The organism is Nonomuraea roseoviolacea subsp. carminata (assembly GCF_024172185.1).
In the GTDB taxonomy this organism is placed as follows: domain Bacteria; phylum Actinomycetota; class Actinomycetes; order Streptosporangiales; family Streptosporangiaceae; genus Nonomuraea; species Nonomuraea roseoviolacea.
In genome coordinates this window covers 1,069,147-1,093,617 of record NZ_JAMZEC010000001.1, presented here as the reverse complement: position 1 = coordinate 1,093,617, position 24,471 = coordinate 1,069,147, and the positions used below count along the sequence as shown (strand labels likewise).

26 protein-coding genes are annotated in these 24,471 nt (G+C 73.4%); 13 read left to right on the top strand and 13 right to left on the bottom strand.

Going from position 1 to position 24,471, the window contains the following annotated elements:
* Nucleotides 1-89 precede the first annotated feature (89 nt).
* Nucleotides 90-890, top strand: a complete 801-nt coding sequence (locus HD595_RS05010; RefSeq protein ID WP_253766037.1) for an SDR family oxidoreductase — start codon at nt 90-92, stop codon at nt 888-890.
* Between the two features lie 7 nt (nt 891-897).
* On the opposite strand, the gene HD595_RS05005 is transcribed toward HD595_RS05010, so the two are convergent.
* From HD595_RS05005 to HD595_RS04985, 5 genes are all read right to left on the bottom strand, one after another.
* Nucleotides 898-2,724, bottom strand: a complete 1,827-nt coding sequence (locus tag HD595_RS05005) for a S9 family peptidase (RefSeq protein WP_253766035.1) — start codon at nt 2,722-2,724, stop codon at nt 898-900.
* 92 nt (nt 2,725-2,816) lie between these two features.
* Entirely contained in the window at nt 2,817-3,713 is an 897-nt protein-coding gene (locus HD595_RS05000) for an amino acid ABC transporter permease (RefSeq protein WP_253766033.1), read from the bottom strand.
* Entirely contained in the window at nt 3,710-4,378 is a 669-nt protein-coding gene (locus tag HD595_RS04995; protein WP_253766031.1) for an amino acid ABC transporter permease, read from the bottom strand. Before HD595_RS04995 ends, HD595_RS05000 begins: the two co-directional genes overlap by 4 nt.
* Nucleotides 4,379-4,435: 57 nt before the next feature.
* Nucleotides 4,436-5,299 carry a glutamate ABC transporter substrate-binding protein gene (locus HD595_RS04990; protein ID WP_253766029.1) on the bottom strand — a complete coding sequence of 288 codons (864 nt, stop codon included), beginning with the start codon at nt 5,297-5,299 and terminating at the stop codon, nt 4,436-4,438.
* A 17-nt stretch (nt 5,300-5,316) separates the two neighbouring features.
* On the bottom strand, nt 5,317-6,072 hold the full coding sequence (locus tag HD595_RS04985) for an amino acid ABC transporter ATP-binding protein (protein ID WP_281387389.1): 756 nt from the start codon (nt 6,070-6,072) through the stop codon (nt 5,317-5,319).
* 136 nt (nt 6,073-6,208) lie between these two features.
* Between HD595_RS04985 and miaB the strand changes: the two genes are divergently transcribed.
* A complete protein-coding gene (miaB, locus tag HD595_RS04980; protein ID WP_253766027.1) occupies nt 6,209-7,705 on the top strand; it encodes a tRNA (N6-isopentenyl adenosine(37)-C2)-methylthiotransferase MiaB in 1,497 nt (498 codons plus the stop codon).
* Between the two features lie 60 nt (nt 7,706-7,765).
* Here the strand turns inward: miaB and HD595_RS04975 are convergent, their stop codons facing one another.
* On the bottom strand, nt 7,766-8,575 hold the full coding sequence (locus HD595_RS04975; protein ID WP_253766025.1) for a hypothetical protein: 810 nt from the start codon (nt 8,573-8,575) through the stop codon (nt 7,766-7,768).
* A gap of 204 nt (nt 8,576-8,779) precedes the next feature.
* Between HD595_RS04975 and HD595_RS04970 the strand changes: the two genes are divergently transcribed.
* Both HD595_RS04970 and HD595_RS04965 read left to right on the top strand, forming a co-directional pair.
* Nucleotides 8,780-9,403, top strand: a complete 624-nt coding sequence (locus tag HD595_RS04970; RefSeq protein ID WP_253766023.1) for a hypothetical protein — start codon at nt 8,780-8,782, stop codon at nt 9,401-9,403.
* A gap of 77 nt (nt 9,404-9,480) precedes the next feature.
* Nucleotides 9,481-10,455 (top strand): isocitrate lyase/PEP mutase family protein, encoded by a 975-nt coding sequence (locus HD595_RS04965; RefSeq protein ID WP_253766021.1) that lies wholly within the window; start codon nt 9,481-9,483, stop codon nt 10,453-10,455.
* On the opposite strand, the gene HD595_RS04960 is transcribed toward HD595_RS04965, so the two are convergent.
* Nucleotides 10,443-10,856 (bottom strand): VOC family protein, encoded by a 414-nt coding sequence (locus HD595_RS04960; RefSeq protein ID WP_253766019.1) that lies wholly within the window; start codon nt 10,854-10,856, stop codon nt 10,443-10,445. The two genes, HD595_RS04965 and HD595_RS04960, sit on opposite strands and share 13 nt — an antisense overlap.
* 146 nt (nt 10,857-11,002) lie before the next feature.
* Here HD595_RS04960 and HD595_RS04955 point away from each other — a divergent pair, with 146 nt between their 5' ends.
* Together HD595_RS04955 and HD595_RS04950 are read left to right on the top strand one after the other, a co-directional pair.
* Nucleotides 11,003-11,683 carry a class III extradiol ring-cleavage dioxygenase family protein gene (locus HD595_RS04955; RefSeq protein ID WP_253766017.1) on the top strand — a complete coding sequence of 227 codons (681 nt, stop codon included), beginning with the start codon at nt 11,003-11,005 and terminating at the stop codon, nt 11,681-11,683.
* A gap of 56 nt (nt 11,684-11,739) precedes the next feature.
* The gene (locus HD595_RS04950; RefSeq protein WP_253766015.1) at nt 11,740-12,090 is read left to right on the top strand and encodes a hypothetical protein; all 351 of its coding nucleotides are present in this window, start codon (nt 11,740-11,742) and stop codon (nt 12,088-12,090) included.
* 13 nt (nt 12,091-12,103) lie between these two features.
* Here the strand turns inward: HD595_RS04950 and HD595_RS04945 are convergent, their stop codons facing one another.
* A complete protein-coding gene (locus HD595_RS04945) occupies nt 12,104-13,018 on the bottom strand; it encodes a ribonuclease Z (RefSeq protein WP_253766014.1) in 915 nt (304 codons plus the stop codon).
* A 176-nt stretch (nt 13,019-13,194) separates the two neighbouring features.
* On the opposite strand from HD595_RS04945, the gene HD595_RS04940 reads away from it, so the two are divergent.
* Nucleotides 13,195-13,713, top strand: a complete 519-nt coding sequence (locus tag HD595_RS04940; RefSeq protein WP_253766012.1) for a methylated-DNA--[protein]-cysteine S-methyltransferase — start codon at nt 13,195-13,197, stop codon at nt 13,711-13,713.
* A gap of 24 nt (nt 13,714-13,737) precedes the next feature.
* Here HD595_RS04940 and HD595_RS04935 read toward each other — a convergent pair whose 3' ends face one another.
* Nucleotides 13,738-14,157 (bottom strand): hypothetical protein, encoded by a 420-nt coding sequence (locus HD595_RS04935; RefSeq protein ID WP_253766010.1) that lies wholly within the window; start codon nt 14,155-14,157, stop codon nt 13,738-13,740.
* An 88-nt stretch (nt 14,158-14,245) separates the two neighbouring features.
* On the opposite strand from HD595_RS04935, the gene miaA reads away from it, so the two are divergent.
* On the top strand, nt 14,246-15,154 hold the full coding sequence (miaA, locus tag HD595_RS04930) for a tRNA (adenosine(37)-N6)-dimethylallyltransferase MiaA (RefSeq protein ID WP_253766008.1): 909 nt from the start codon (nt 14,246-14,248) through the stop codon (nt 15,152-15,154).
* A 13-nt stretch (nt 15,155-15,167) separates the two neighbouring features.
* Here the strand turns inward: miaA and HD595_RS04925 are convergent, their stop codons facing one another.
* The 4 genes from HD595_RS04925 to HD595_RS04910 form a co-directional block, all read right to left on the bottom strand.
* Nucleotides 15,168-15,746 (bottom strand): hypothetical protein, encoded by a 579-nt coding sequence (locus HD595_RS04925; protein ID WP_253766006.1) that lies wholly within the window; start codon nt 15,744-15,746, stop codon nt 15,168-15,170.
* Entirely contained in the window at nt 15,743-16,999 is a 1,257-nt protein-coding gene (locus tag HD595_RS04920; protein WP_253766004.1) for a DUF7224 domain-containing protein, read from the bottom strand. The genes HD595_RS04925 and HD595_RS04920 overlap by 4 nt, the downstream gene beginning before the upstream one ends.
* A 3-nt stretch (nt 17,000-17,002) precedes the next feature.
* Nucleotides 17,003-17,725 carry an ABC transporter ATP-binding protein gene (locus HD595_RS04915; RefSeq protein ID WP_253766002.1) on the bottom strand — a complete coding sequence of 241 codons (723 nt, stop codon included), beginning with the start codon at nt 17,723-17,725 and terminating at the stop codon, nt 17,003-17,005.
* A gap of 108 nt (nt 17,726-17,833) precedes the next feature.
* The gene (locus tag HD595_RS04910; protein WP_253766000.1) at nt 17,834-18,247 is read right to left on the bottom strand and encodes a hypothetical protein; all 414 of its coding nucleotides are present in this window, start codon (nt 18,245-18,247) and stop codon (nt 17,834-17,836) included.
* 306 nt (nt 18,248-18,553) lie between these two features.
* Between HD595_RS04910 and HD595_RS04905 the strand changes: the two genes are divergently transcribed.
* Genes HD595_RS04905 through HD595_RS04885 form a run of 5 tightly spaced genes read left to right on the top strand, consistent with a single transcriptional unit; the run spans nt 18,554 to nt 24,428 of the window.
* Entirely contained in the window at nt 18,554-19,744 is a 1,191-nt protein-coding gene (locus tag HD595_RS04905; RefSeq protein ID WP_253765998.1) for a sensor histidine kinase, read from the top strand.
* 47 nt (nt 19,745-19,791) lie between these two features.
* The gene (locus tag HD595_RS04900; protein WP_253765996.1) at nt 19,792-20,463 is read left to right on the top strand and encodes a response regulator; all 672 of its coding nucleotides are present in this window, start codon (nt 19,792-19,794) and stop codon (nt 20,461-20,463) included.
* 48 nt (nt 20,464-20,511) lie between these two features.
* Nucleotides 20,512-21,324, top strand: a complete 813-nt coding sequence (dapF, locus tag HD595_RS04895) for a diaminopimelate epimerase (RefSeq protein WP_253765994.1) — start codon at nt 20,512-20,514, stop codon at nt 21,322-21,324.
* Between the two features lie 52 nt (nt 21,325-21,376).
* Nucleotides 21,377-22,132, top strand: coding sequence for an SCO6745 family protein (locus tag HD595_RS04890; protein ID WP_253765992.1), 756 nt, complete (start codon nt 21,377-21,379; stop codon nt 22,130-22,132).
* Nucleotides 22,133-22,151: 19 nt separating this feature from the next.
* The gene (locus tag HD595_RS04885) at nt 22,152-24,428 is read left to right on the top strand and encodes a tetratricopeptide repeat protein (RefSeq protein WP_253765991.1); all 2,277 of its coding nucleotides are present in this window, start codon (nt 22,152-22,154) and stop codon (nt 24,426-24,428) included.
* Nucleotides 24,429-24,471: the final 43 nt, after the last annotated feature.

Sequence of the window (24,471 nt, the reverse complement as noted above, 5' to 3'; positions counted from 1 at the left end):
CGGGCAGGGGGCCCGGGAGCCGCCGTCCGGCGCGGAGCGCGCCACGGGACGGGGGTCCGGCACGAGCCGCCATCGACGAGGGGAGCGTCATGACCGAGGGGTACGACCGGGTCGCCATCATCACGGGAGCCGACTCCGGCATCGGCAAGGCCACCGCCGTGACACTGGCCGAGCAGGGGTTCGACATCGGGATCACCTTCCACTCCGACAGCGACGGAGCCGAGGACACCGCCAAGCAGGTGCGCGACCTGGGCAAGGCCGCCACCGTCCGCCGGCACGACCTGACCGACCCCGTGGCCGCCGCGCGGATCGTGGACGACCTCGCCGAGGAGCTGGGCGGTCTCGGCGTGCTGGTCAACAACGCGGGCACCGGCAGCTCCGAACCGCTGCTCGACATGGACTACGAGCGCTGGCGCTCGGTCGTCGCGGTGGACCTCGACGGGCCGTTCCTGTGCGCGCAGCGCGCCGCCCGGCGGATGATCGAGACGGGTCGCGGCGGGCGCATCGTGAGCGTGACCAGCGTCCACGAGGAGTTCCCCCGGGTCGGGGCCGGCCCGTACTGCGCGGCCAAGGGCGGCCTGCGGATGCTCAGCCGCGTCCTCGCGCTGGAGCTGTCGGAGTACGGGATCACCGTCAACACCGTGGCCCCGGGCGAGATCGCCACGCCCATGACCGGCCAGGACGACCTGCCGCCGCAGGCCGGCACCAGGCCCGGCTACCCGATCAACCGGCCGGGCGACGCGCACGAGGTGGCCGCCGTGGTGGCGTTCCTGGCGAGCCCGGCGGCGTCGTACGTGACCGGGTCGACGGTGTTCGTGGACGGCGGGCTCGGCCTGATGGGGCCGCAGGCCGCCGGCGCGCTCGGATCGGGGGAGTGGCGCAAGGGCTGACCCCGGGTCAGCTGAAGATTTGCTGGTAGAAGGCCAGCTCGGCGGCCAGGGCGGTGGCGCGGGTCTCCGCGCGGCGGAACCCGTGCGACTCGCCCTCGAACGCGAGATACGTGCACGGCACCCCGCGCTCCGCCAGGGCGTCGGCGAAGGCCGCCGACTGCTCGGGCGGCACGATCGGGTCGTCCAGCCCCTGCAACAGCAGCATGGGGCAGGTCACCCCGCCGACCAGGGCGAGCGGCTCGCGCGTGGCGTACAGAGCGGGGTCCTCCGGGCCGACCAGCCACTCCACGTAGCGCGACTCGAAGTCGTGGGTGTGGGTGACGAGCGGGGCCAGGGCGCTGACGCCGTAGTAGGAGACGCCGCCCGCGAACACGCCGGACCGGCAGCAGGCGGCCATCACGGTCCAGCCGCCCGCGCTGCCGCCCCGAACGGCGACCCGGGCGGGGTCGGCCAGGCCCTCGGTGGCCAGCCACTCGGCCGCCGCGACGACGTCCTCGACGTCCACGACGCCCCACCGGCCGCGCAGCAGCTCGCGGTAGGCCCGGCCGTAACCGGTGGAGCCGCCGTAGTCCACGTCGAGCACGCCGATGCCGCGCGAGGTGAGCAGCGCCTTCTCCAGGTCGAGCGCGGTGCCCGCGTGGGCGGTCGGCCCGCCGTGCACGAAGACGACGTACGGCGGGGCCGCGCCGGGGTCGCCGCCGGTCGGCGGGTAGAGGCGGGCGTGGACGCGGCGGCCCTCCCGGCCGGGCAGCTCCACCGCCCGCGGCGACGGCAGCCAGGCCGGGTCGGGCAGCCGCTCGGCGTCGCGGGCCAGCGTCTCGGCGCCTCCCGTCGCGGTGTCCACCCGCAGGACCGTCCGCGGCGCCGTGGGACCGTACCCGACTCCGATCACGGCGCCGCCGTCGGCGGCCAGCGCCGGGTCCCACCCCTCGCAGGGCGCGTCGAGGTCGCGCAGCGCCCCCGTCCGCGGGTCGAGCAGGCCGAGCCGCAGGTCGCCGCGGCCGTGCAGGACCGCGAGCCGCCCGTCGCCGAGCACGGTGTACGGCATCCCGCCCAGCCGCCACAGCGGCCCCGCGAACTCCTCCCCGGCCGGGTGCAGCGCCCGGGAGGGCCCGCCGTGCACCGGCGCCTCGTGCAGGTTCCACCAGCCGGAGCGGTCGGAGACCAGGTAGAGGTAGTCGTCGTCCTTCCACTGGGGCGCGAGGACCGACTCGGACGGGCCGCCCGCGACCGTCCACGTGGCGCCGTCGGACAGACGGGCGACGCGCAGCTCGGTGCCGTCCCAGGGCATGAGGGGATGGTCCCAGCAGACGAAGGCCAGGTGGCGCCCGTCGGGGGAGAGGGCGGGGAAGGCGTAGAAGTCGGCGCCGGTGACGTGCTCGCGCATGTCGCCCGGGGCGTCGAGGGCGAAGGAGACGACGGAGCGGGTCACCTTGCCGTCGTGGTGGCGTTCGCGCACGCACCACACCCGGCCGTCGCGTACGAGCAGGTCGGCGTAGCGGGAGCCGTCGCCCGCCGGGGTGAGCGGGACGGGGTCGTCGTGGCCGCGATAGAGCCGCTGGTCGGCGAGGTTGCAGAAGACCACCTCGCCGGCGGGCGTCACCGCGTACGGCCGCCCGCCGTACTCGTGGACCCGGGTGCGCGCGCACCACGGCGCGGCCAGCAGCTCGCTGTGGGTGCCGTCGGCGGCGCGGCGCACGATCGTCGTGCGCCCGCCCTCGTCGGGCCGGTCCTCGGTCCACCACACCTGCCCGTCACGGGCGACGGGCCAGGACGGACGGCGCCCGGACCGGGCGACGTCGGTGGTGGAGACGGGGGAGGGCCAGAAGGGCATAGGGGCATCCTGCCGGAAGATCGGCGACGGTGAGGGGCGGTCACCCCAGCAGGCGACCGCCCCTTGTGAACCCGTGCCCCGTAGGGCTTCGGTCAGTCGATGATGGGGCCACCGGTCGGCTGACCGGCTCCCACCGCCGCCATGGCGCTGGGCGGCTCGACCGGGCCGGCCGTCACCTTGCGGCTGCGCCGCGTGCGCCGCTCCAGCCAGGTGGCCAGGTAGCTCAGCGACATGTTGAGCGCCACGTAGATGATCCCGATGACGATGGCCGCCGGGATCAGCGAGCCGAAGAACACCGCGGGCAGGATCTTGAAGCCGGTGTTGAGCAGGTCGACGTACGCGATGATGTAGCCGAGCGCGGTGTCCTTGAGCAGCACCACGAGCTGGCTGACGATCGCCGGCATCATCACCGTGATGGCCTGCGGGAGCAGCACCAGCCGCATCACCTGGTTCTTGCGCATGCCGATCGCGTACCCGGCCTCCGACTGGCCCCGGGCCACCGACAGCACGCCGGCCCGGACGACCTCGGCCAGCACCGACCCGTTGTAGAGGGTCAGGCCGAGCACGACCGCGAAGAAGGCGTAGTCGCCGCCGCCCATCACGCTGGGCGCCAGGTAGAAGATGAAGAAGATCAGCAGCAGCAGCGGGATGGCGCGGAAGACCTCCACGATCACGCCCGCCGGGACTCGGATCCAGGCGTGGTCCGACAGCCGCGCCAGACCGAACACCATCCCGAACAGCATCGCCAGCACCGCGGCGGCGGCCGCGGCCTTCAGCGTGCCGATCAGGCCCGGGATGATGAACTCCCGCCAGGTGTCGGCCTGGATGAACGGCTCCCAGATCTTTCCCGCCCACTGGCCCTTGGCGTCGAAGCCGCGGTAGACGCCGTACAGCACGGCGCCCACGAGGACGACGCTGACGAGCGTGAGCAGGTGGTTGCGCACACGGGCGCGCGGCCCGGGGACGTCGAACAGGACGCTCGTGCTCATCGGACCACCGCCAGTTTCCGCGACAGCCACCCGGTGAAGTAGCCGATCGGCAGGATCAGGACCATGAAGGCCGCGATGACGCCGAGGAAGATCGGGATCGAGGCGCCGGTCGTGTCAAAGACGATCTTCATGGTCGCCGCGGAGTCGGTGAGCAGGCCACCGGCGGTCGCGACCGTCGTGTTCTTGATCATGGCGATGACCACGCTGCCCAGCGGGGCGATGACCGCCCGGAACGCCTGCGGCAGAATGATCATGGTCAGCGTCTGGAAGAAGGTCAGCCCGATCGCCCGGGACGCCTCGGCCTGCCCCATGGGCACCGTGTTGATGCCGGCGCGCAGCGCCTCGCAGACGAAGGCCGCGGTGTAGGCCCCCAGGCCCAGACCCACGAGCCAGAAGGAGTTGGTCTCCGGCTGGTCCGAGAAGACCAGGCCGAGCTGGTCGCTGAGGCCCAGCGCGGAGAAGGCCAGCACCAGCGTCAACGGGGTGTTGCGCACCACGTTGACGTAGGCCGTGCCGGCGGCGCGCAGCACCGGCGTCGGGGAGACGCGCATCGCCACCAGGATCGTGCCGAGGATGAAGGAGACGACCAGCCCCACAAGAGCGAGCTTGATGTTCTCCAGGAAGCCCTGAGCGAGCTCGGGGCCGTAGGTAATCAGTTCGTCCATGTGCTCCACCGCATAGGACGGCGGCGGCCGGGTCGCCGGCCGCCGCCTCGGACGTGACTAGGCGCAGCCCTCGGCCGGCGGTGCGGTCTCGGTCAGCTTCAGACCCTGGATGCCCCCGAACCACTTCTCCTGAAGCTGCTTCATGGTGCCGTTGTCCCACAGCTTCTTCACCGCGGTGTTGACGGCCTCACAGGTCTTGGTGTCGCCCTTCTTGATGCCGATGCCGTACTTCTCGTTTGTGAAGCCCTGGCCCAGCACCTTGAAGTTGCCGCCCGCCTGCTTGGCGAAGCCCGCCAGGATCAGGTCGTCGGTGGTGAGCGCGTCGAGGTTGCTGCCGCCCAGCTTCTGCACGCACTCGGAGTAGCTGGCGGCGTCGACCGTCGTCGCGTCGAGGTCGAGCTGGCCGTCCGGGGGCGGGTCGGTGATCCGCTTGTAGGAGTTGGAGCCCGCGGCCTTGCAGATCTTCTTGCCCTTGAGGTCCTGCGGCGTGTTGATCGAGGTGTCGTCCTTGCGCACCATCACGTCCTGGTGGGCGATGACGTAAGGGCCGCCGAAGGTGACCTTCTTCTTGCGCTCCTCCGTGATGGAGTACGTGGCGAAGATCAGGTCAACGGTGCCGTTGGCCAGGAACGGCTCACGATTGGAGGACGCCGACTCCTTCCATTCGATGTCGACGTCCTTGCCACCGGCCAGTTCCTTCACCACGGCCTTGGCCACGTCCACGTCGAAGCCCTCGGGCTCGGCGCCCTTCTTCAGGCCCAGGCTCGGCTGGTCCCATTTGGTGCCGACGACCAGTTTGCCGCCACCCTGGATCTTCTCCACGACAGTGGCGTAGGACTTGTCGTCACCGCCCCCGCACGCGGCCACACCACCCAGGAGGGCCGCAAGAGAGAGCACTGCTCCGGTTCGACGCATGTGCATGTGTACCACCTCAATAGTCAGTGCGTGAGAATCTTCGACAGGAAGTCACGCGCACGGTCGGTCTGCGCGTTGGTGAAGAACTCGTCCGGGGTGTTCTCCTCCACGATCTGCCCGTCGGCCATGAACACCACCCGGTTGGCGGCCTTGCGGGCGAATCCCATCTCATGCGTGACGACCACCATCGTCATCCCGTCACGTGCCAGCCCGACCATGACGTCGAGCACCTCCTGGACCATCTCGGGGTCCAGGGCGGAGGTCGGCTCGTCGAACAGGATCATCTTCGGGTCCATGGCGAGCGCCCTGGCGATCGCCACCCGTTGCTGTTGCCCACCGGACAACTGCGCGGGGTACTTGTCCGCCTGGGCCGCGATCCCGACGCGCTCCAGCAACTCCATCGCGCGCCTGTCCGCCGCGTCCTTGGCCACCTTGCGGACCTTGACCGGGCCCAGGGTGACGTTCTCGCGGATCGTCTTGTGCGCGAAGAGGTTGAACGACTGGAACACCATGCCCACCTCGGAGCGCAGGCGCGCCAGCGCCTTCCCCTCGGCCGGCAGGGGCTGTCCGTCGAAGATGATCTGCCCGCTGTCTATCGTCTCCAGCCGGTTCATCGCCCGGCAGAGCGTCGACTTACCGCTACCCGAAGGGCCGATCACGACGAGGACCTCGCCACGGGAGACGGTCAGGTTGATGTCCCTCAGGACGTGCAACGCCCCGAAGTGCTTGTCGACGTGCTCCAGCTTGACCAGTGGAGTCACGTCCCCGTTCTCCGTCATGGGTCAAAACCTAGGGTGCGTTAGGACGCTGCGCACTAACCAGGTGGTACCGATCCGATCACATCATGCCGTCGAGCTGGACTTTTGGGCCCGCACGGTCTCTCTTCCCCGCGCAAGGACTACCCTAGAACGCGCCATGACTGTGACCCAGGAGAGCCCCCGCACGTACGAGGTCCGCACGTACGGGTGCCAGATGAACGTGCACGACTCCGAACGGCTTTCGGGTTTGCTGGAGGACGCCGGATACGTGCGCGCGGCCGACGGCGAGACCGCCGACGTGGTCGTGTTCAACACATGCGCCGTGCGCGAGAACGCCGACAACCGCCTCTACGGCAACCTCGGCCATCTGCGCCCCGCCAAGGTCGGCAACCCGCGCATGCAGATCGCCGTGGGCGGCTGCCTGGCGCAGAAGGACCAAGGCGAGATCATCCGCAAGGCCCCCTGGGTCGACGTCGTGTTCGGCACCCACAACATCGGCTCCCTGCCGGTGCTGCTGGAGCGGGCCCGCGTCGCCGGCGAGGCGCAGGTGGAGCTGAAGGAGTCGCTCGAGGTCTTCCCCTCGACGCTGCCCACCAAGCGCGAGTCCGCCTACGCCGCCTGGGTCGCCATCTCCGTCGGCTGCAACAACACGTGCACGTTCTGCATCGTGCCGTCGCTGCGCGGCAAGGAGAAGGACCGGCGTCCCGGCGACGTCCTCGCCGAGGTCGAGACCCTGGTCGGCCAGGGCGTGCTGGAAGTCACGCTGCTCGGCCAGAACGTCAACACCTACGGCGTCGAGTTCGGCGACCGGCTGGCGTTCGGCAAGCTGCTGCGGGCCTGCGGCGGCGTCGAGGGGCTGGAGCGGGTCCGCTTCACCTCCCCGCACCCGGCCGCGTTCACCGACGACGTGATCGCCGCCATGGCCGAGACGCCCAACGTCATGCACCAGCTCCACATGCCGCTCCAGTCGGGCTCCGACCGGATCCTCAAGGCCATGCGCCGCTCCTACCGCGCCGAGCGCTACCTCGGGATCATCGAGCGGGTCCGCGCCGCCATGCCCGACGCCGCCATCTCCACCGACATCATCGTCGGCTTCCCCGGCGAGACCGAGGAGGACTTCCAGGCCACCCTCGACGTCGTCCGGCAGAGCCGCTTCGCCAACGCCTTCACCTTCCAGTACTCCATCCGCCCCGGCACCCCGGCCGCGACCATGGACGACCAGATCCCCAAGGAGGTCGTCCAGGAGCGCTACGAGCGGCTCGTCGCGCTGCAGGAGGAGATCTCCTGGGAGGAGAACAAGAAGCAGGTCGGCCGCACCCTTGAGGTGCTGGTCGCCGAGGGCGAGGGCCGCAAGGACGACGCCACGCGGCGGCTGTCCGGCCGCGCCCCCGACAACCGCCTGGTGCACTTCGCCGCCGGGGATGAGACGCCGCGGCCCGGCGACATGGTGACCGTCGAGGTGACCTACGCGGCGCCGCACCACCTGGTGGCCGACGGCGCGGTCCTCGGGCTGCGCCGCACCCGGGCCGGCGACGCCTGGGAGGCCCGTCAGGGCGGCTCCTCGCAGGGCGCCTCGGGCGTCATGCTGGGCATGCCGTCCATCGGCCGCCCGGCCGCGGCGCCCGCCGCCTCCGTGGGCGGCTGCCCGGTCTGAGCCGGGCCGGGCCGGCTCACCGGCCTGAGCCGGGCGCGTCATCGGCCTGGGCCGGGCGCGTCATCGGCCGCCGAGAAGGCGGTAGCAGTAGTCCCGGCGGGCGTCGGGGAACGTCGCGCACGGGTCGGGGGCGGGAAGCCGGTCGGCGGTCGCGGCGCGTCCCGCGTCCTCCGGCTCCTGTCGGTGTGCCGTGTCCGCCGGTTCCTGGCGGCGGCGTCCGGCGTCCTCCGGTTCGAGGCGGCGCCGTTCGGCGGGCACGGGGTCCTGACGGCGGCGTTCGGCGGGCTCGGGCGGCGCAACGGTCTGGGGCTCCGCGTCCGGTACGGCGGGCGTCGCGCGGGGATGCGGGGGCGCCACCGGGACGGGAGAGGGCGACGGGGCCACCCGCGCGGCGGGCGCCGGCTCGCCCGGCGCCTCCGGCATCGCGCTCTCCCTGGGCGAGTCCGCGACGGACGGCGCGGCTCCGTCCGCGTCCAGCGGTGGCGTGACCCACGGGGACATCACCGGAGGCAGCCCGAGCCGGGGCGGGCGCCGCTTGCCGCCGCGTTCGCGGGCCGGCGGGCTGACGCGTTCGAGCCACGTGTCAGGGCCGGGCGGCGGGGCGGGGATGCCCACCGGCGCCGGCGTGGGCCCCGAGGCGGGCCCCGGCGAGGTTCCCGCCCAGTCGGCCGGCCACTCCCCGGGCCACTCCGCCCGCCCCTGCCGGTGGGCGCGCGGTGGCGCGGAAATGCTCGCGTCATCGGTAAGCAGGCTTATCCGATCATTCGCCGGCGTGCTTTTCTGGGCCGTACGCGGGGCGCCGACGAACGCCAGGACGACGCCCATTCCGGCGATCATGAGCACTCCGGCCACGCTCGCCGCCGGCGCCATGCGGTCCTGACTACCTGCGCGAATGCCCTTGAGGCGAGTCAAGTCGTGATTCCTCCGTGATTGGTGCTGTGATCGCTGATTGTGGCTGTGATGGTGATTTGTCAGTGAACGGTGAGCGAGCATTCCACTGATGCGGCTAGTGTGGTCCATCACCCGCGGAAGCCGGCGAGCTTTCCCGATACGACCGCAGGGAGTTGTGCCACCATGCGAGATCCGAACGAGCCGGATCGCCAGGAGATCCTGACAGGACCGGGCGACGATCCCAGACCGCCCAGATCCGCTCGTACCAGCACCAAGAGCCGCAAGACCGTCCTCATCGCCGCGTCGGCGCTCGTGGCGATGCTCGCCGCGGGCGGCGTCGGCTTCGTCCTGTCGGGAGGCGGCCTCCCGGGCGCCCAGCCGAACGGGACGGCTCAGCCGAACGGTGACGCCCGGCAGGGCGGGCCGGACCAGCGGGGCGGGACGGTCGAGCGGGGCGGCGACCGGCAGGGCTCCCCGGAGGCGGACGACGGGCTGGCGGACGACGAGGAGGCCGCCATGGGCGACGCCGTCACCGACGACCCCGCGGGCGAGCGCACGGCCGACGACGGCGGCGACTCCGGCACCGCCGAGGGTCCGTCCGACGCGGGCACGGCCACGCGGTCCGACACGGGCACGGCGGGCAAGGACAGCACGACAGGCACGGGTACGCAGAACACGGGCACGGCGAAGAAGCCCACGGCCTCGCCCGCCAAGCCGCCGCGTGACCAGCAGAGCGACCCCTCCGACGGCGCCGCCGACGGCCCGGCCGGTCAGGTCGCGGGCCAGTGCTCCAGGAGCGGCTGCTGAGACCGGCCGAAGTGGTTCGGCCCTTCGGGCGCGCAGTGGACCTGGGACCGGGCGCACCGCGCGCCTAGGGTCGCGGCATGACGCGCGGTACGAGGAGAGACGAGCAGTCCGGCGGCGACCGGCGAGACACTTCCGGCGACCCGGGGACGACCGGGGAGGCGCCCGTGGCGGAATCCCCGGCGGATTCTCCGGCGTACTCCCCGACGGGCTCCCCGGTGGAATCCTCGACGGGCTCCCCCACGGAACCCCCGGCAGGCTCCCCGACGGAATCCCCGGCAGGCTCCCTCACGGATTCCCTGGGGGAGGCCGCCGCCCTGCTGCGGCGGCTGCACGTGCCGGGCGACCCCCTGGTCCTGCCGAACGCCTGGGACGCCGCCTCGGCGCGCGCCGTGGTGGAGGCGGGGTTCCCCGTGGTGGCCACGGGCAGCGCGGCGGTGGCGCCGGTCCTCGGGTACGCGGACGGTGAAGAGACGCCGGCCGCCGAGATGATGGCCGCGATCGCCCGCATCGCCAGGGCCGTCCCGGTGCCGGTCACCGCCGACGTCGAACGCGGCTACGGTCTCGACCCCGCCGACCTGGCCGAGCGGCTGCTGGCGGCCGGGGCCGTCGGGTGCAACCTGGAGGACTCCGACCCGCGGACCGGCGAGCTGGTCGCGCCGGAGCGGCAGGCGGAGTTCCTGGCCGGGGTCAGGGCCGCCGCCGGGTCCCGGCTGGTGATCAACGCCCGCGTGGACACGTACCTCGGCGGCGACGGCAGCCGCGCGGCGGCCGTGGACCGGGCGCGGCGCTACCTGGACGCGGGCGCCGACTGCGTGTACCCGATCGGGGCGGACGGCGAGGAGGAGATCGAGCGCCTGGTCGAGGAGATCGGGGCGCCGGTGAACGTCCTCTTCCGGCCGGGGATGCCGTCGACGGCCAGGCTGACGGAGCTGGGGGTGGCCCGGATCAGCTACGGCCACGGCCTCCACCAGGCCGTCCACGCCCACACCAGGCGACTCCTCCGGGCCGTCGCCGCCGGCCGCGACCCCTACGCGGACGGCTACTCCGCGTAGGGCTGGTCCTCACCCTGGGCGCTGTAGCCGAGGCTCCAGACGTAGCCGTCCGGGTCCGCGAACGAGCCGCCGTACCCGCCCCACGGCAGGGGACCGCCGGGCTTGAGGATCGTGGCGCCGGCCTTCTCGGCCTCCGCGATGATCTCGTCGACCCGCGCCTCGCTGCGGACCACGTAGGTGAGGACGAGCCCGCTGAAGCCGCTGCCCTCCGGGCTCGTGCCCACCTGCTGGGCCAGGCCCTCGCGGCCGTAGAAGCCGACGGGCGAGGCTCCGTCCGACTCGAAGAACACCGAGATGCCGTAGTCCTGCTTGATCTTCCAGCCGAGCCCCTCGGTGTAGAACCGCTTGGACGCCTCCATGTCGCGGACGCCGAGGAGGATGGAGCTGACGTGTGCCTTCATGCCTTGTCTCCTTCACGAGTGGGTGCTGTCGCACGTGAGCGTCACGTTACGGAGTCCTGGCGGCCGTCGCTTCTCCGATCCTGACCGGTTCGGTGCCGGGCGCCGCCTTGCTCGTGGTGATCTCCGGGTGGGCATACGCTGGCCGTGTGCTTGTCGCCGCGGCGGTCTGCCCGCATCCGCCCCTGATGGTCCCCGAGCTGGCCGGTGCGGCCGCCCACGAGCTGGACGGCCTGCGCGCGGCCTGCCGCGACGCGCTCGCCGAGCTCGACGCCGCCGCCCCCGACCGGCTCGTCGTGGTGGGCGGGGCCGAGTCCGCGGGCTCCTACGGCGGCCGGGCGGCGGGGAGCCTGCGCCCGTGGGGCGCGGACGTGGTGGTCGGCGAGGGGGAGCCGGTGCTGCCGCTGTCGCTGACCATCGGCCGGTTGCTGCTGGGGGATCGGCCGGCGGACGGGTTCGAGGCCGTGGCGTTCGACGCGGAGCCGGCCGGCTGCCTGGCGCTGGGGGAGTCGCTGGCGCGCGACGGGCGGGTGGCGTTGCTGGTCATGGCCGACGGCTCCGCCCGGCTGACCGCCAAGTCGCCGGGCTACCACCATCCGGACGCCGAGCCGTACAACGGGATGCTCGTGCGGGCGGTGGCCGAGGCGGACGCGGCGGCGCTCGCGGGGCTCGACCCGGAGCGGGCGGAGGAGCTGTGGGTGGCCGGGCGCGCGGCCCTGCAGGTCCTCGCGGGCGCCGCGGGCCGCGGCGGCCCAGGAGGGCTCAAGGGGCGGCTGCTGGCCGACGTCGCCCCCTACGGCGTCGGCTACTTCGTGGCCGCCTGGACCTGACCCCGCCGCCTGGCCGCTCCGACGCGCTCGCGTACGGGTGGCGCTAGGTTGGTGCGATGCCGCTCGTCGAGATCACCTACGCCCCGCACGTCGCCGAGTCCACCCTGCGCGAGCTCGCCTCGGCGCTGCCCCACCTGGTCTCGAAGGCCGTGGAGTGCCCCGAGGAGCCCTACGACGGCGACCTCCAGCCCGGTGACGTGGACCTGAGGTTCCGGCCGTACGGCCCGCTGGACCGCGGCGGCCTGGACGTCGTGATCGAGGTGCGGTCGAAGTGGTTCGAGAGCCGGGCCGCCAACCGTCAGGAACGCGTGGACCTGCTGCACGAGAGCGTCGCCGACGCGACGGGGCTGGACGACTTCGGCGTCTACCTCTCGCTTCCCGTGGCCGCCTGGTCCCAGGGGGACTGACCGGACCCGCCGGTCACCCGAGGGCCAGGTGCCGGGGCCGGCTCGGGACGGGAACGGTCGTCAGGTCGCGGGCCACCACGACGTCGCCGTCGTAGTGGCGGCGCGCCTCGGCCAGGAAGGCGGGCTCGTCGGCGAAGCCGTACCGCTCGGAGAAGTGCGTCAGGACGAGGCGCCGGGCGCCCGCGCGGGCGGCGACGAGGCCGGCCTGCTCGGCGGTGAGGTGCCCGTACTCCCGTGCCAGGCCCTCCTCGGCCGACAGGAACGTGGACTCGACGACGAGCAGGTCGGTGCGGTCGGCCAGCTCGAAGACCGCGTCGCAGAGGCGGGTGTCCATGATGAAGGCGAAGCTCTGGCCGGGCCGCGGGACACTGCACTGGTCGAGGGTGACGCCCCTGACCGACCCGGTGCGCTGCAGCTCGCCGATCTCCGCGCCGCCGATGCCGTGGGCCGCCAGCCGGTCGGGGAGCATGCGGCGGCCCGCCGGCTCCTGGATGCGGTAGCCGTAGGACTCGACCGGGTGCGACAGGCGGCGGGCGGAGAGCTGTCCGAGGACCGCGTGGTCGCCGTCGAGGGGATGCTCGGTGATGACGTCCGTGTCGGCGAACGCCGTGGCGTGGCGCAGGCGCTGCCAGTAGGTCAGGCCGGAGGCGGGGAACACGGCGCGCACCGGGTGACGCACCTTGTCGCGGGCGATGCGCTGCACGACGCCGGGGACGCCCAGGCAGTGGTCGCCGTGGAAGTGCGTCACGCACAGCCAGTGCACGTCGTTGGCGCTCAGCCCGGCGTACGCCATCTGCCGCTGCGTGCCCTCGCCCGGGTCGAACAGGAAACCCTGGCCGTCCCAGCGCAGGAAGTAGCCGTTGTGGTTGCGGTGCCGGGTGGGGACGGCGCTGGAGGTGCCCAGCACCACCAGCTCACGCGACGACATGACGGTCTCGGCGGCGGAGGTCCATCCCCGGATCGTACGGCCTCCCCCGTGAGGTCGGTTGCCGCATCCCGCGCGGGCCGATCGGTGTTCACTACTCGAAAGGATTTTCCAGCCGTAGGAGTTACGGTGACAGGGAGGCGTCGCGCGGGCGGCGCCGCACGAGTCGACGCGAGGACATGATGACCACAGTGGCGTTCGCCGAGGTGCAGAGCCCGGTGGGGACGCTGGTGCCCGCCGTCACCGAGACGGGGCTCGTCGCCCTGGGCTGGGGCGGCATGGTGGTGGCGCGCGAGCGCCTCGGGACGGGCATCGCCGAGGTGCGCGACCCCGATCGCACGGCCCAGGTGGTCGCCGAGCTGGAGGCGTACTTCGCCGGTGAGCTGCGCGCGTTCGAGACGCCGATCGACTGGCGGCTGACGTCGGGCTCGCGGCGCGTGGTGCTCCAGGCGCTGCACCGGGTGCCGTTCGGCACCGCGGTGACGTACGGGGAGCTGGCCGGACGCAGCGGATCGGCCGTGCCGGCCCGCGGGATCGGCTCCATCATGGGCTCCAACCCGATCCCGATCGTGGTGCCCTGCCACCGCGTGATCGCGGGCAACGGGCTCGGCGGGTTCAGCGGCGGCGAGGGCGTGGAGACGAAGCGCTGGCTGCTGACCCACGAGGGCTATCTGCAGCCGACCCTGCTCGACCTCTAGCGCCTCGCCTCCGTCCGCGGAGGGTCAGCCCTCGGTGCCCTCCGCCGGGCCGCCCTCGTCGCCGTCGTGCTCCGCGCTCTCGCGGGCGGCGCCGCCCACGGCTCCTCCGGCGGCGGCGCCGGTCACACCGCCCATGGCCCCGGCGGCGCCGGCCAGCCCGCCGGTCGTCTCACCGCCCATGTCCTGGCCCATGTCCTGGCCGGTACGACCGGTGGCGGCCGTGTCGGTTTCCGCCGATTCCGCCGTGTCCGCCGTGTCCGATCCGGTCGTCTCCGATTCCGGCGCCTTGCCGGAGCCGGTCGGGCCCGAGACCCGTTCGCGCAGGCGGTCCAGCAGATCCTCGTGCTCCGACGCCGGCCGCTCCGCCTCCCCGGCCTGGCCGGGCACGTGGTGGTGCTTGCCGTGAGCGGTGAACATGTCCCTGATCTTCTCGAGAATGGACATCTGATCCCCCGATCAGTGATCCCCCCGGACGGCTCCTGAGGGGTGCCGTCTGTCACCCCATACCCCGACACTTGACACACTTATCGGTGTGCGCCAGCAGCCAGTCATCGCCGTCGTGGGTCCCACGGCGGCCGGGAAGTCGGATCTCGCCGTGGACATCGCCCTCAGGTTGGGGGGTGAATGCGTCAACGCCGACTCCATGCAGCTCTATCGGGGCATGGACATCGGCACGGCCAAGCTGACCCCCGAGGAGTGGCGCGGCGTGCCGCACCACCTGCTGGACATCTGGGACGTCACCGTCACCGCCAGCGTCGCCGAGTACCAGAAGCTCGCCCGGGCGCTGCTCGACACGCTCGCGGTGCCCGTGCTGGTCGGCGGCAGCGGCCTGTACGTACGGGCGGCGGTCGACGACCTGGAGTTCCCCGGCACCGACCCGGCGATCAGGGCCCGCCTGGAGGCGGAGCTGGCCGAGAGCGGCCCCGCGCCCCTGTACGAGCGGCTCACCCGCGAGGACCCGGTCGCCGCCGCGGCGATCCTGCCGAGCAACGGCCGCCGCATCGTGCGCGCGCTGGAGGTGATCGAGCACTCCGGCCGGCCGTTCTCGGCGACCATGCCCTCCTACGACGGCGTCTACCCGTGCGTTCAGATCGGGCTGGAGGTGCCGCGGCCGGAGCTGGACGAGCGGATCGCGCTGCGGGTGGAGCGCATGTGGGCGGCCGGCCTGGTGGAGGAGGTGCGCGGGCTGCTCGGGCAGGGGCTCGCGCGGGGCCGCACGGCGAGCCGGGCCCTCGGGTACGCCCAGGTGCTGCGCTTCCTGCAGGGGGAGTGGACGGAGGAGCAGGCGTTCGAGGAGACGGTGCGGGCGACCAAGCGCTTCGCCCGGCGGCAGGAGTCGTGGTTCCGCCGCGACCCTCGGGTGCGCTGGCTGCCGTACGACGCGCCCGACCTGCTCGACCGCGCCCTCGCCCTCGTCACCGCCGGAGGTGGCGCGGCCTGAAGCGGCCTGGTCGTCACCGCCGGTGGCGGCGCGGCATGAGGCGCGGAAGCGCCGGGGCGGCCAGCCCGAGCCCCAGGCACGCGGCCGGGACCACCCAGGTCGCCGGGTGCGGTGACGGCTCGACCGGCCAGTCCCACCACGACCCGGCGCCCGGCCGGCCCAGGAGCATCGCGGCGACCAGGTAGGCGGCCGGCGCCGCGGTCGCCGCGTCGCGCCGCCACAGGGCGGCCAGCGCCGCCAGCCCGGTGAAGCCCACGAGGTTGCGGGCCGCGGCCGCCCCGTACGGCACCGTCTCCACGACGGCCATGACCAGCGACAGCGCGCACGTGAGGGCGACCAGGCCGGTGCGGTAGGCGAGCACGGGACGCACGGCGACCGCCTCCAGGCTCCCGCCGCCCGCGAGCGCGCCGCGTACCAGCACGGAGCTCGCCACCAGCGGAGCGACCAGCGCCACCGGCACTCCGGCCAGGTCGTCGAGGGTCGGGCGGGGGACCGGCACGAGCACGTCTCCGGCCGCCGCCACCAGCCCCGCCGTCAGGGCGAGCGCCACGCACACCTGTGCGGCGCGGTGCACCCGCAGCCAGGTCCTCACGGGAGCGTCACCTCCGAGGGGGAGACGTCGCAGCGGCGCAGCGCGTCCAGGTTGTGCCGGAACCAGCGGACCTGCGCGGCCGGGGGCCGGCCGAGCACCCGCCGGGCGGCGCCGAGGGACTCCGGCCCGGTCCTGCGCTCGACCGCGTCCTGACCGGCGCCCGCCGTCAGGGCCAGCCAGGCGCTCAGCGGGCCGTAGGCGTCGGCGCCGGACCAGCCGGGCCCGCACACCGGCGGCTCGGCCGGCAGCAGGCCCGTGGCCAGCCCGAACAGCACGTCGTCCGGCCTCGCGCCGGGCGGCGCCGCGAAGCGCCAGGAGTCCGCGCCGTCGGCCGGTCCCTCCGTGACGCGCCGGGGCGCCGGTTGCCCGGTCCCGGTGGCCAGCCGCCGCGCGGCCGGCACGGCGATCAGGGCAGTGGTTCCGAGCTGCTTCTCGCGTTCCCGCCACACGCACACCTCGACGCCGTCGCTCCGGCCGCACGCCAGGCCGCTCGTACGGGGCACCTGCGCCTCCGGCCCCATGTCCCGTACCAGCGGGAACGCCACGGCCATGGCCAGCAGGGGCAGCCCGGCGATCCCCGCCCACGCCAGGCGGGCGCCCCGGCGCCGGCTCCAGAACAGGTAGGCCGCACCGGCCAGGCAGACGGCGACGACCGCCTGCGCGTACAGGGCGCGCTGGTCGTAGACGGCGTCGGTCTCGCAGCAGAAGCCCAGGTTGTCGCCGGTGAGGTGGCGTACCCAGAAGGTCTCCAGGGCGGCCGGGTAGGCCAGCCAGAGCCACGTGCCCACCAGCAGCAGGGGCACGCCGACCAGCGGGTGCAGGTGGCGGCCCGCGGCGAACCCGGCGAGGGTCCAGGCGACGATCACCAGCAGCGCCACCGCGAGCACGAGGGGGTCCGGCAGACCCGGGACGCCCGCCATCGCGACCCCGGCCAGCGCCAGCCCGCCGAGCATCGCCACCAGGGCGGCGACCAGGATCGGCAGCAGCGACCAGGCCAGGATCGCCGCCCGCGACCGTACCGCGGCGGCGCCGTCCACCCCGCCCCGCGCCAGCCTGGCGCCCTCCCACGCGCCGGCCGCGCCGCACACGGGACCGGCCGCGAGGACCGCGGCCGAGGAGACGAGCACGGTGGCGGACAGCCAGTTGTCCTCCAGGACGTCCACCGAACGGCTCATGACGAAGAACAGGTAGGCCGTCAGGACCGGAAGGGCGAGCACGGCCGCGGAGGAACGCGCCCAGCGGCGAATCGGCACGGCTCACACCTCCCCGGCGAAGCCCGGGATCCCCGCGAGCGCCCCGAGCCCCGCGAGCGCCCCGAGCCCCGCGACCGGCCCGGCGTAGCGGACCCGGTCCCGGCCGAGCAGCACCACGGAGTCGTACGTCCGCGCCAGGTCCGCCGTGTCATGCGTGGCCACGATCAGGTGCCCGCGCTCCCCGATGCGCGCCACGATCCCGCGGAATTTCTCCCGCTGCTCCGGGTCCAGCCCGGCCGTGGGCTCGTCCAGCAGCACCACCTCGGCGTCGTGCACGAGCGTCTGCGCGAGCCCGACCCGGCGGAGCTGGCCGCCGGACAGCTCCGAGCACCTCGTGTCCGCCAGCGGGCCCAGCTCGACCGCCTCCAGGGCCTCCAGGGAGCGGCGCCAGGCGTCCGCGCGGGACATGCCCTTGAGCCAGCCGGCGTAGCCCACCTGCTCGCGCGCGGTCAGACCGGGCAGCGGCCTGATCCCCTGGGGCATCCAGCCCACCAGGGCGCGGTAGCGCGCCAGGTTCCCGCGCCGGAACGGGTCCAGCCCCTCGTACGAGACCCGGCCCGCCCCCGGCCGCAGCGCCGAGGCGGCCAGGCCGAGCAGCGTCGACTTCCCGCACCCGTTGGGGCCGATCAGCGCGGTGCGTCCCGCCGGGACGTCGAGGTCCAGCCGGGTGAAGACGCGGGAGCCCCGGCGATGGCCGAAGGCGCACCCTTGAAAGGAAATCGGCATCTCTTTCCTCGCCTGCCGCGATAAGAATCCGGGAAACATGTCGCGGGAAACCGCGGCCGGCCGTCCCGCTCATTCTCCGGGTACCGACCGGCAGCGATCTCGCGATTCCTAATACCAGACCTGAACCTTGCGTGCCGAGACCCGGTACCAACTCTCGGGCATGTTCTTGACGGTGAAGTGGTATTTGCCGGAGCGGACGTCCCCCCAGTCGCCGCGCACCATCCGCCGGTCGCAGCCGCCGTACCCCCTCGTGCCGTAGTTGCTGTCCGGCCCGAGGCGCTCGCGGTACAGGCCGAGCGCGGGCGCGGCCTGCGGCGAGTTCGACGAGCAGCCGGACAGCTCCACGGCGGTCCGCCAGTGGTCGCTGTTGCGGTCCTTCCAGGTACGGGACTCGAAGCCGCCGGCGACGTTCGACATGCTGGTCGTGAAGCCCCCCTCCGCGGAGGCCAGGGTCGCACCGGCGGCGCCCACCGCGCAGATCGTGGCGGCGATCACGGCGCCTTTGCCGAGAACGCGTCCCATGGATACGGCCATACGAATCCTCTCCTTCGGTCGTGGAGTCCCGAATCGCTTTTCCGGTGACCGGGACTCCGTTCGGTCCGGTGGAGTCACAACGTAATTCGTGGCCCTCCGGCGAGGCGTCAGCCGGCGAATGGAATTCTTCGTCAAACGGGCGCGGTAGCGCGGAGCGGCGTCATCCGCCCGGCTTACTCCGGTCGCGGCGCCCATGACTCCACCTTCCGCGGTACGCCCACGTCAATCGAAGGATGGATGTGCGGCGCGGCGGCGCCGGATTAGCATCCAACGATGCACGGTGGTGCCGCTTCGATGCTCCGGCGTCTTCCCTCCGTCGATCCCCTCCTGCTGGACGTCGGCCTGGCGCTGCTGTTGTTCGGCGGCACCTGGCTGTGGGCCGTGTACGAGCCGGGCCGGGCGACGCGGCCGTTGGACGCGGTGTCGGTGCTGCTGACGGCGATCGCCGGCCTGCCCCTGGCGCTGCGGCGGCGTGCCCCGTTCACCGTGCTCGTCGTCTCGACGGCGGCCGCCGCGCTCTACCACGCGCTCGGCTACAACTACGGCCTGAACAGCATGGGCCCCCTGCTGGCCCTGTACACGGTGACCCTGTACCGCTCGACCGCCCTCGTCGTCGCGGGCGCGGTGCTGGTCACCGCGGAGTGGGCGCACGCCGGCACGCTGCACCCCGGCATCGCGTGGTGGTCCGCGCTCGGGCAGGCTCTCGTGGTGGCCGCGATCGCCGTGTGCGTCGGCACCAGCATGCGGCTGCTGGCCCTGCGCACCAGGCAGCTCACCGACCTCGCGGTGGAGCTGCACCGCGAGCAGGCCACCGCCGCCGCGCACGCGGCCACGCAGGAGCGCGTGCGCATCGCGCGGGAGCTGCACGACGTCGTCGCGCACCACATGTCGGTGATCTCGGTGCAGGCGGGCATGGGCCGCTACGTGGCCCTGTCCGACCCGGCCACCGCGCACGCCACCCTGGAGGTCATCGCCGACACCAGCCACGAGGCGCTGACCGAGATGCGGCGCATCCTGTCCATCCTGCGCATGGAGGGCCATCCGCGCGACGACGACCGGGACGACGGGGCCGACCTGTACGCCGCCACGCCCGGCCTGGCCCGGCTGGAGCCGCTCGTCGAGCGGGTCCGCATGGCCGGCCCGGCGGTCGAGACGCGGGTCGAGGGAGCCGCCCGGCCCCTGCCGCCGGGGCTCGACCTGTGCGCGTACCGGATCATCCAGGAGTCGCTCACCAACGTGCTCAAGCACGCCCGGGCGGCCCGCGTGGAGGTCGTGCTGGCGTACGGGCCGGAGGACCTGACCATCCGCGTGACCGACGACGGCGCCGCGCCGCAGCCCGCGTCCGGCTCGACCGGGCACGGGTTGATGGGCATGACCGAACGTGTCAGGCTCTACGGTGGAACGATCACCGCAGGCCCACTCCCGGAGGGCGGATTCGACGTGCGGGCCACCTTCCCGCTGCCGGTGCCCGACGGACGTGGGTGACGCCGGGCGCCCGCCGGCCGGACGCCCCCCTACCCGTGAGGACGCGCATGGTCACCGTGCTGGTGGTCGATGACCAGGTCCTGATCCGGGCGGGCCTGGCCGCCCTCATCCGCGCCGCGCCCGGGCTGGACGTCGTGGGGGAGGCCGCCACCGGCGAGGAGGCCGTGGCGCTGGCGGCCTCGGCGCGGCCCGACGTGGTGCTGATGGACATCCGGATGCCCGGAGTGAACGGGCTGGCCGCGACGGAGCGCATCCTGGCCGAGGGCGGCGAGCGGGCGCCGAAGGTGCTGATCCTCACGACGTTCGACATCGACGAGTACGTCTACAACGCGCTGCGCCTGGGAGCCAGCGGCTTCCTGCTCAAGGACACCCCGCCCGAGCGGCTGATCTCCGCGATCCACACCGTGGCGGCCGGTGACGTGCTGCTCGTCCCCGGCGCGGTCAAGAGGCTCGTGGAGGCGTTCGCCGGCGCGCCCGCGACGGCCCCGCGCGAGGTCCCCGACCTCGCGCAGCTCACCACGCGCGAGACCGAGGTCCTGCGCGCCGTCGGGCGGGCGCTGTCGAACAGGGAGATCGCGGACCGGCTGCACGTGAGCGAGGCCACGGTCAAGACGCACCTGAACCGGCTCATGACCAAGCTCAACCTCAGCAGCCGCGCCCAGGCCGTGGTCCTCGCCTACGACTGCGGGCTCGTCAAACCGCGCGGCGCGACGGCCTGAAACAGCCCCTTCACCAGCCCTTGACACAGGCCCGTATAAAATCGTTCGATGCGTTTTCTCAAGGGGCACGGCACCGAGAACGACTTCGTCATCCTGCCCGATCCCGACGGCGAGCTGGAGCTGTCCGTCGCCCTCGTGGCCGCGATCTGCGACAGGCGCGCCGGCATCGGCGCCGACGGCGTGCTCCGCGTGGTGCGCACCAAGGTCAGCCCGGAGGTGTCCGACCTCGCGGGCGAGGCCGAGTGGTTCATGGACTACCGCAACGCCGACGGCAGCGTGGCCGAGATGTGCGGCAACGGCACGCGGGTCTTCGCCCGTCACCTGGTCGACTCGGGGCTGGCCGAGCCGGGCGAGTTCGCGATCGCGACCCGGGGCGGCCTCAGGCGGGTCAGCCTGGACGTCTCCGGCGACGTGACCGTCGACATGGGCCTGCCCGCCGTGCACGGCCGCAGCGTGGCCACGGTCGCGGGCCAGGAGTTCGAGGGGCTGCACGTCGACATGGGCAACCCCCACCTGGCCTGCGCCATCGGGGAGCCCGTGGTCCAGCTCGACCTGTCGCACCAGCCGGGCTTCGACCCGGGGGTCTTCCCGCACGGGGTCAACGTCGAGCTGTTCAACGCGGTGGGCCCGGCGCGCGCGGTCATGCGGGTGTACGAGCGCGGCTCGGCCGAGACCCGCGCGTGCGGCACCGGCGCGGTCGCCACGGCCGTCGCGGCGGCGGCGCTCAGCGGCGAGACCACCGGCTCCTGGACCATCGAGGTGCTGGGCGGCACGCTGACCGTCACGCTCACCGCGGACACCAGCTACCTGGCCGGGCCCGCCGTGATCATCGCGGCCGGCGAGCTCATGCTTGCAGAATAATGTTCTCTTGAGCGATGCTGGGTCCACTTCCCGAACCGAGAGGGGTGGACCCATGGCCGACCCACGCACCACCGCACGACAGGTGAAGGCGCCCATCGGGCAGTACGGCGGCGGCTTCATGGTCTCGCGCGAGGCCAAGGCGCTGTGCGAGAAGCTCGCTCTCGGCCCCCGCGAGCTGTACTTCCGCGGGCGCTGCGGCGTCCTCGGCGAGTGCGCGGCCGACGTCGTCACCTCGGTCGCGGTCTTCTTCCCGCCGGCCCACGTCGAGGAGAGCTGGAACGGCGGGCGAAAGCTGGCAGCCGAGGAGGCGGTCGAGCTCTACGCCGGGGTCTGCCACGCGTGGGGGCGGCGCAAGCTCGGCGGCTTCGACGGCTGCGCCCGGATCGCCGAACTGCTCGAACGCGTCGTCGCGCGCGCCCCGTCGCCCGGGGCGCCGCTGTTCGCCGGGTGGCGGGCCGTTCCGCTGCCCGGCGACCCGCCCGCGCGGGCCGCGCAGCTCATGCACGTCGTACGCGAGCTGCGCGGCGGCCTGCACGCCAACGCGGTGATCGCGGCGGGCATGAGCCCGCTGGAGGCGATGCTCGCCTGCCCGCACGACGGATCGCCCTTCGGGCACGTGACCGGAGAGACGATGGCGAGATTCTTCCAGTGGCCCGAGCCGTATCCGGAGCCCGCGCCCGAGCTCGTCGCCCGCCGGGCGGCCGTGGAGGACGCCACGGACGACCTCATGGCACCGGTGTTTTCGGTGCTTAACGAGGATGAATCGGACGAGCTCATCGGGCTTCTGCGTTTTGGGCAGGCTCATTGACCTGGCAGACTGGCATGCCATGGACGTGGACATCTGGGCCTGGGTCGGAGACACCCAGCAGCAGCTTTCCGAGGCGGGCAACGTGGGCCTCGCCATGGCGCTGGGAGACCTCCCCGCACAGGCCTACGAGGGCCGTTACCCGCAGCTCGACGTCATGGCCCCGGCCATCGCGCAGCAGGCGGAGACCCTGGAGCTGCCCTGGCTGGAGTTCTACGCCCGCTACTGGCATCTGATCGGCCGCGTCGGCGACCGGGCCCAGGGCGCGGTCGCGATCGGCGACGCTGAGCAGCTTCTCGCGTTCGCCCAGCGCGAAGACGTCCGCGACTGCCCGGCCGCCCCGGCCGCGGTCGAGGCGCTCGCGCTCGCCTGGGCCAACGCCGACGGGCCCGGCTACGCGCCGCTGCGCCTGGAGAAGCTCGGCCCGGCCATCGAGGCCGCCGACCCGTCCGACCCCGTCTACACCGGCCTGGTCACGCAGTACGTCTCGGCCCTGACCGACGCCGGCCGGGCCGGCGAGGCCGTCTCCTACGCCGAGTCCGCCGTGCAGCGGCTCGGCGCCGCCGGCCGCCAGGCGAGCTGGGAGCTGGGCGCCGAGAGCGCCCGCGCGCTGCTGGCCGCCGGCCGCGCCGAGGACGCGCTCAGCGCCCTCCAGGCCGCGGCCGACTTCCAGGCCGACGACCCGGTGGCCAAGCCCTACCGCGACGGCGTGCGCCGCGCGCTCATCCTCGCCACGCTCGGCCGGGTCGCCGAGGCCGTCGACGCGCTGCCCGACCTCGACGTCGTGGGCGAGCACCCGCGCGCCTGGGTCGAGTGGACCAGCGCGGTCAGCCTGCTGGCCGGCTCGTCCCAGATCACCAACACCTGGCAGCTCGGCCGCGTGATCCGCCAGTGGATCGACTACTTCGGCATGATGGGCGGCTACCGCGCCCGCGTCGAGCTGGCCCTGGTCGCCGGCGACCTGGCCATCGCCCGGCAGGGCGTGTGGCAGGCCCGGCTGCTGGCTGACCTCGCCGACTCCGGCACGGGCGAGCTGCGCGACAGCACCGGCCTGGCCGAGCGCGTCGCGGCCCTGCGCGCCGCCGCCGACGCCACCCCCGAGCCGCCCGCGCCCGGCCCGGTCGCCGAGCGCGTCGCCTACTTCGACGCCGCCGACGGCCACAACGCCGACCCCGAGCGCTGGGCCGGCTGGCTGTCCCCGCTGTCCGGCCAGGACCTCGAGACCACCCGCCGGCACACCACCACGCTCGGCTACCTCGGCTACCCCGCCACGGGCGCCGACATCTTCTGGAAGCTGCTCGTCGACGAGGGCGATGTCGCCTCCGCCGACGCCGACGACATCGCGTACCTGACCACCCTGCTCGTCGACGCCCGCCAGGACGAGCGGCTGGAGCAGATGGCCGCGCTCCTCCCGCACGACCAGCAGCACCTCACGCTGGCCCGCCTGCACATGGCGCGCGAGCGCTGGCAGCAGGCGCTGGAGGCGGCCGAGCACGCCGTCGCGGCCGGGGCCGGCCTCGACGCCCGCCGCATCGTCGGCGCCGCGGCCCAGCAGCTCGACGACAACGCCAAGGGCGCCCAGGCGCTGCTGGAGATCCTCGACGAGCTCACCGAGGAGGACACCTGGCGCATGATCGTCATGGCGACCTCCGCCGAGGACTGGGACACCGTGCGCAAGGGCGCGGCCAAGATCGGCATGCCGATCAAGTCGACGTCGGGGCCGATCGAGGAGGAGATGGGCCTCATCCGGGTCATCCTCCCGGCGCCCGACGGCGGCCAGCGCCAGGTGCTGTCCATCCGCACCGGCCCGGCCACCGCCCGCCTCGCCCTGCCGCAGCCGCGCGGCATGGACTACAACGCGGGCGACCTCGTCGTGTTCGACCCGCAGCTCCTGGAGCCGGTGCCGGACGACCCGCAGGAGGCGCAGAACTTCGTGCCGCCGTTCGCCGCGGTGCGCATCCTGCGGCCCGGCGGCTACACCAGCTACTTCTTCGACGGCGCCGCGCCGGCCGAGGACGACTGGGCCGACTTCACCGAGACCATGGCCGAGCGCGGCTGGCCGATGTGGGTCTACAGCGACGAGAACTACACGGTCACCCACCCCACCAGCGGCGAGGCGCTGCCCGGCGTCTTCGGCTGGGTGGCGGTGCCCCCGGGCGTGTCGGCGGTCGAGGTCGACGCCCTGCTCGACGACGCCACCGAGCGCTGGTCGCACCCGCTGGCCTGGCTCGACCTGGCGCGCGAGGTCGACGTCGAGGTCGAGCGGCACGAGCGCATCGTGAAGGAGTACGGCCTCTGACCGAGGCCGCGGACGTCGCACCCGGCGGAGCGTGATCCGCCGG

Excerpts from the sequence above, each read along its gene's own strand:
- HD595_RS04990 (WP_253766029.1), bottom strand. The coding sequence starts at position 5,299 with ATGCACATGCGTCGAACCGGAGCAGTGCTCTCTCTTGCGGCCCTCCTG.
- HD595_RS04970 (WP_253766023.1), top strand. The coding sequence starts at position 8,780 with ATGCGAGATCCGAACGAGCCGGATCGCCAGGAGATCCTGACAGGACCG.
- HD595_RS05005 (WP_253766035.1), bottom strand. The coding sequence starts at position 2,724 with ATGCCCTTCTGGCCCTCCCCCGTCTCCACCACCGACGTCGCCCGGTCC.
- HD595_RS04885 (WP_253765991.1), top strand. The coding sequence starts at position 22,152 with ATGGACGTGGACATCTGGGCCTGGGTCGGAGACACCCAGCAGCAGCTT.
- HD595_RS04890 (WP_253765992.1), top strand. The coding sequence starts at position 21,377 with ATGGCCGACCCACGCACCACCGCACGACAGGTGAAGGCGCCCATCGGG.
- HD595_RS04985 (WP_281387389.1), bottom strand. The coding sequence starts at position 6,072 with ATGACGGAGAACGGGGACGTGACTCCACTGGTCAAGCTGGAGCACGTC.
- HD595_RS04940 (WP_253766012.1), top strand. The coding sequence starts at position 13,195 with ATGATGACCACAGTGGCGTTCGCCGAGGTGCAGAGCCCGGTGGGGACG.
- HD595_RS04905 (WP_253765998.1), top strand. The coding sequence starts at position 18,554 with ATGCTCCGGCGTCTTCCCTCCGTCGATCCCCTCCTGCTGGACGTCGGC.
- miaB (WP_253766027.1), top strand. The coding sequence starts at position 6,209 with ATGACTGTGACCCAGGAGAGCCCCCGCACGTACGAGGTCCGCACGTAC.
- HD595_RS04960 (WP_253766019.1), bottom strand. The coding sequence starts at position 10,856 with ATGAAGGCACACGTCAGCTCCATCCTCCTCGGCGTCCGCGACATGGAG.
- HD595_RS04915 (WP_253766002.1), bottom strand. The coding sequence starts at position 17,725 with ATGCCGATTTCCTTTCAAGGGTGCGCCTTCGGCCATCGCCGGGGCTCC.
- HD595_RS04950 (WP_253766015.1), top strand. The coding sequence starts at position 11,740 with ATGCCGCTCGTCGAGATCACCTACGCCCCGCACGTCGCCGAGTCCACC.
- HD595_RS04975 (WP_253766025.1), bottom strand. The coding sequence starts at position 8,575 with ATGGCGCCGGCGGCGAGCGTGGCCGGAGTGCTCATGATCGCCGGAATG.
- HD595_RS05000 (WP_253766033.1), bottom strand. The coding sequence starts at position 3,713 with ATGAGCACGAGCGTCCTGTTCGACGTCCCCGGGCCGCGCGCCCGTGTG.
- HD595_RS04900 (WP_253765996.1), top strand. The coding sequence starts at position 19,792 with ATGGTCACCGTGCTGGTGGTCGATGACCAGGTCCTGATCCGGGCGGGC.
- HD595_RS04965 (WP_253766021.1), top strand. The coding sequence starts at position 9,481 with ATGACGCGCGGTACGAGGAGAGACGAGCAGTCCGGCGGCGACCGGCGA.
- HD595_RS04910 (WP_253766000.1), bottom strand. The coding sequence starts at position 18,247 with ATGGGACGCGTTCTCGGCAAAGGCGCCGTGATCGCCGCCACGATCTGC.
- HD595_RS04945 (WP_253766014.1), bottom strand. The coding sequence starts at position 13,018 with ATGTCGTCGCGTGAGCTGGTGGTGCTGGGCACCTCCAGCGCCGTCCCC.
- HD595_RS05010 (WP_253766037.1), top strand. The coding sequence starts at position 90 with ATGACCGAGGGGTACGACCGGGTCGCCATCATCACGGGAGCCGACTCC.
- dapF (WP_253765994.1), top strand. The coding sequence starts at position 20,512 with ATGCGTTTTCTCAAGGGGCACGGCACCGAGAACGACTTCGTCATCCTG.
- HD595_RS04935 (WP_253766010.1), bottom strand. The coding sequence starts at position 14,157 with ATGTCCATTCTCGAGAAGATCAGGGACATGTTCACCGCTCACGGCAAG.
- HD595_RS04995 (WP_253766031.1), bottom strand. The coding sequence starts at position 4,378 with ATGGACGAACTGATTACCTACGGCCCCGAGCTCGCTCAGGGCTTCCTG.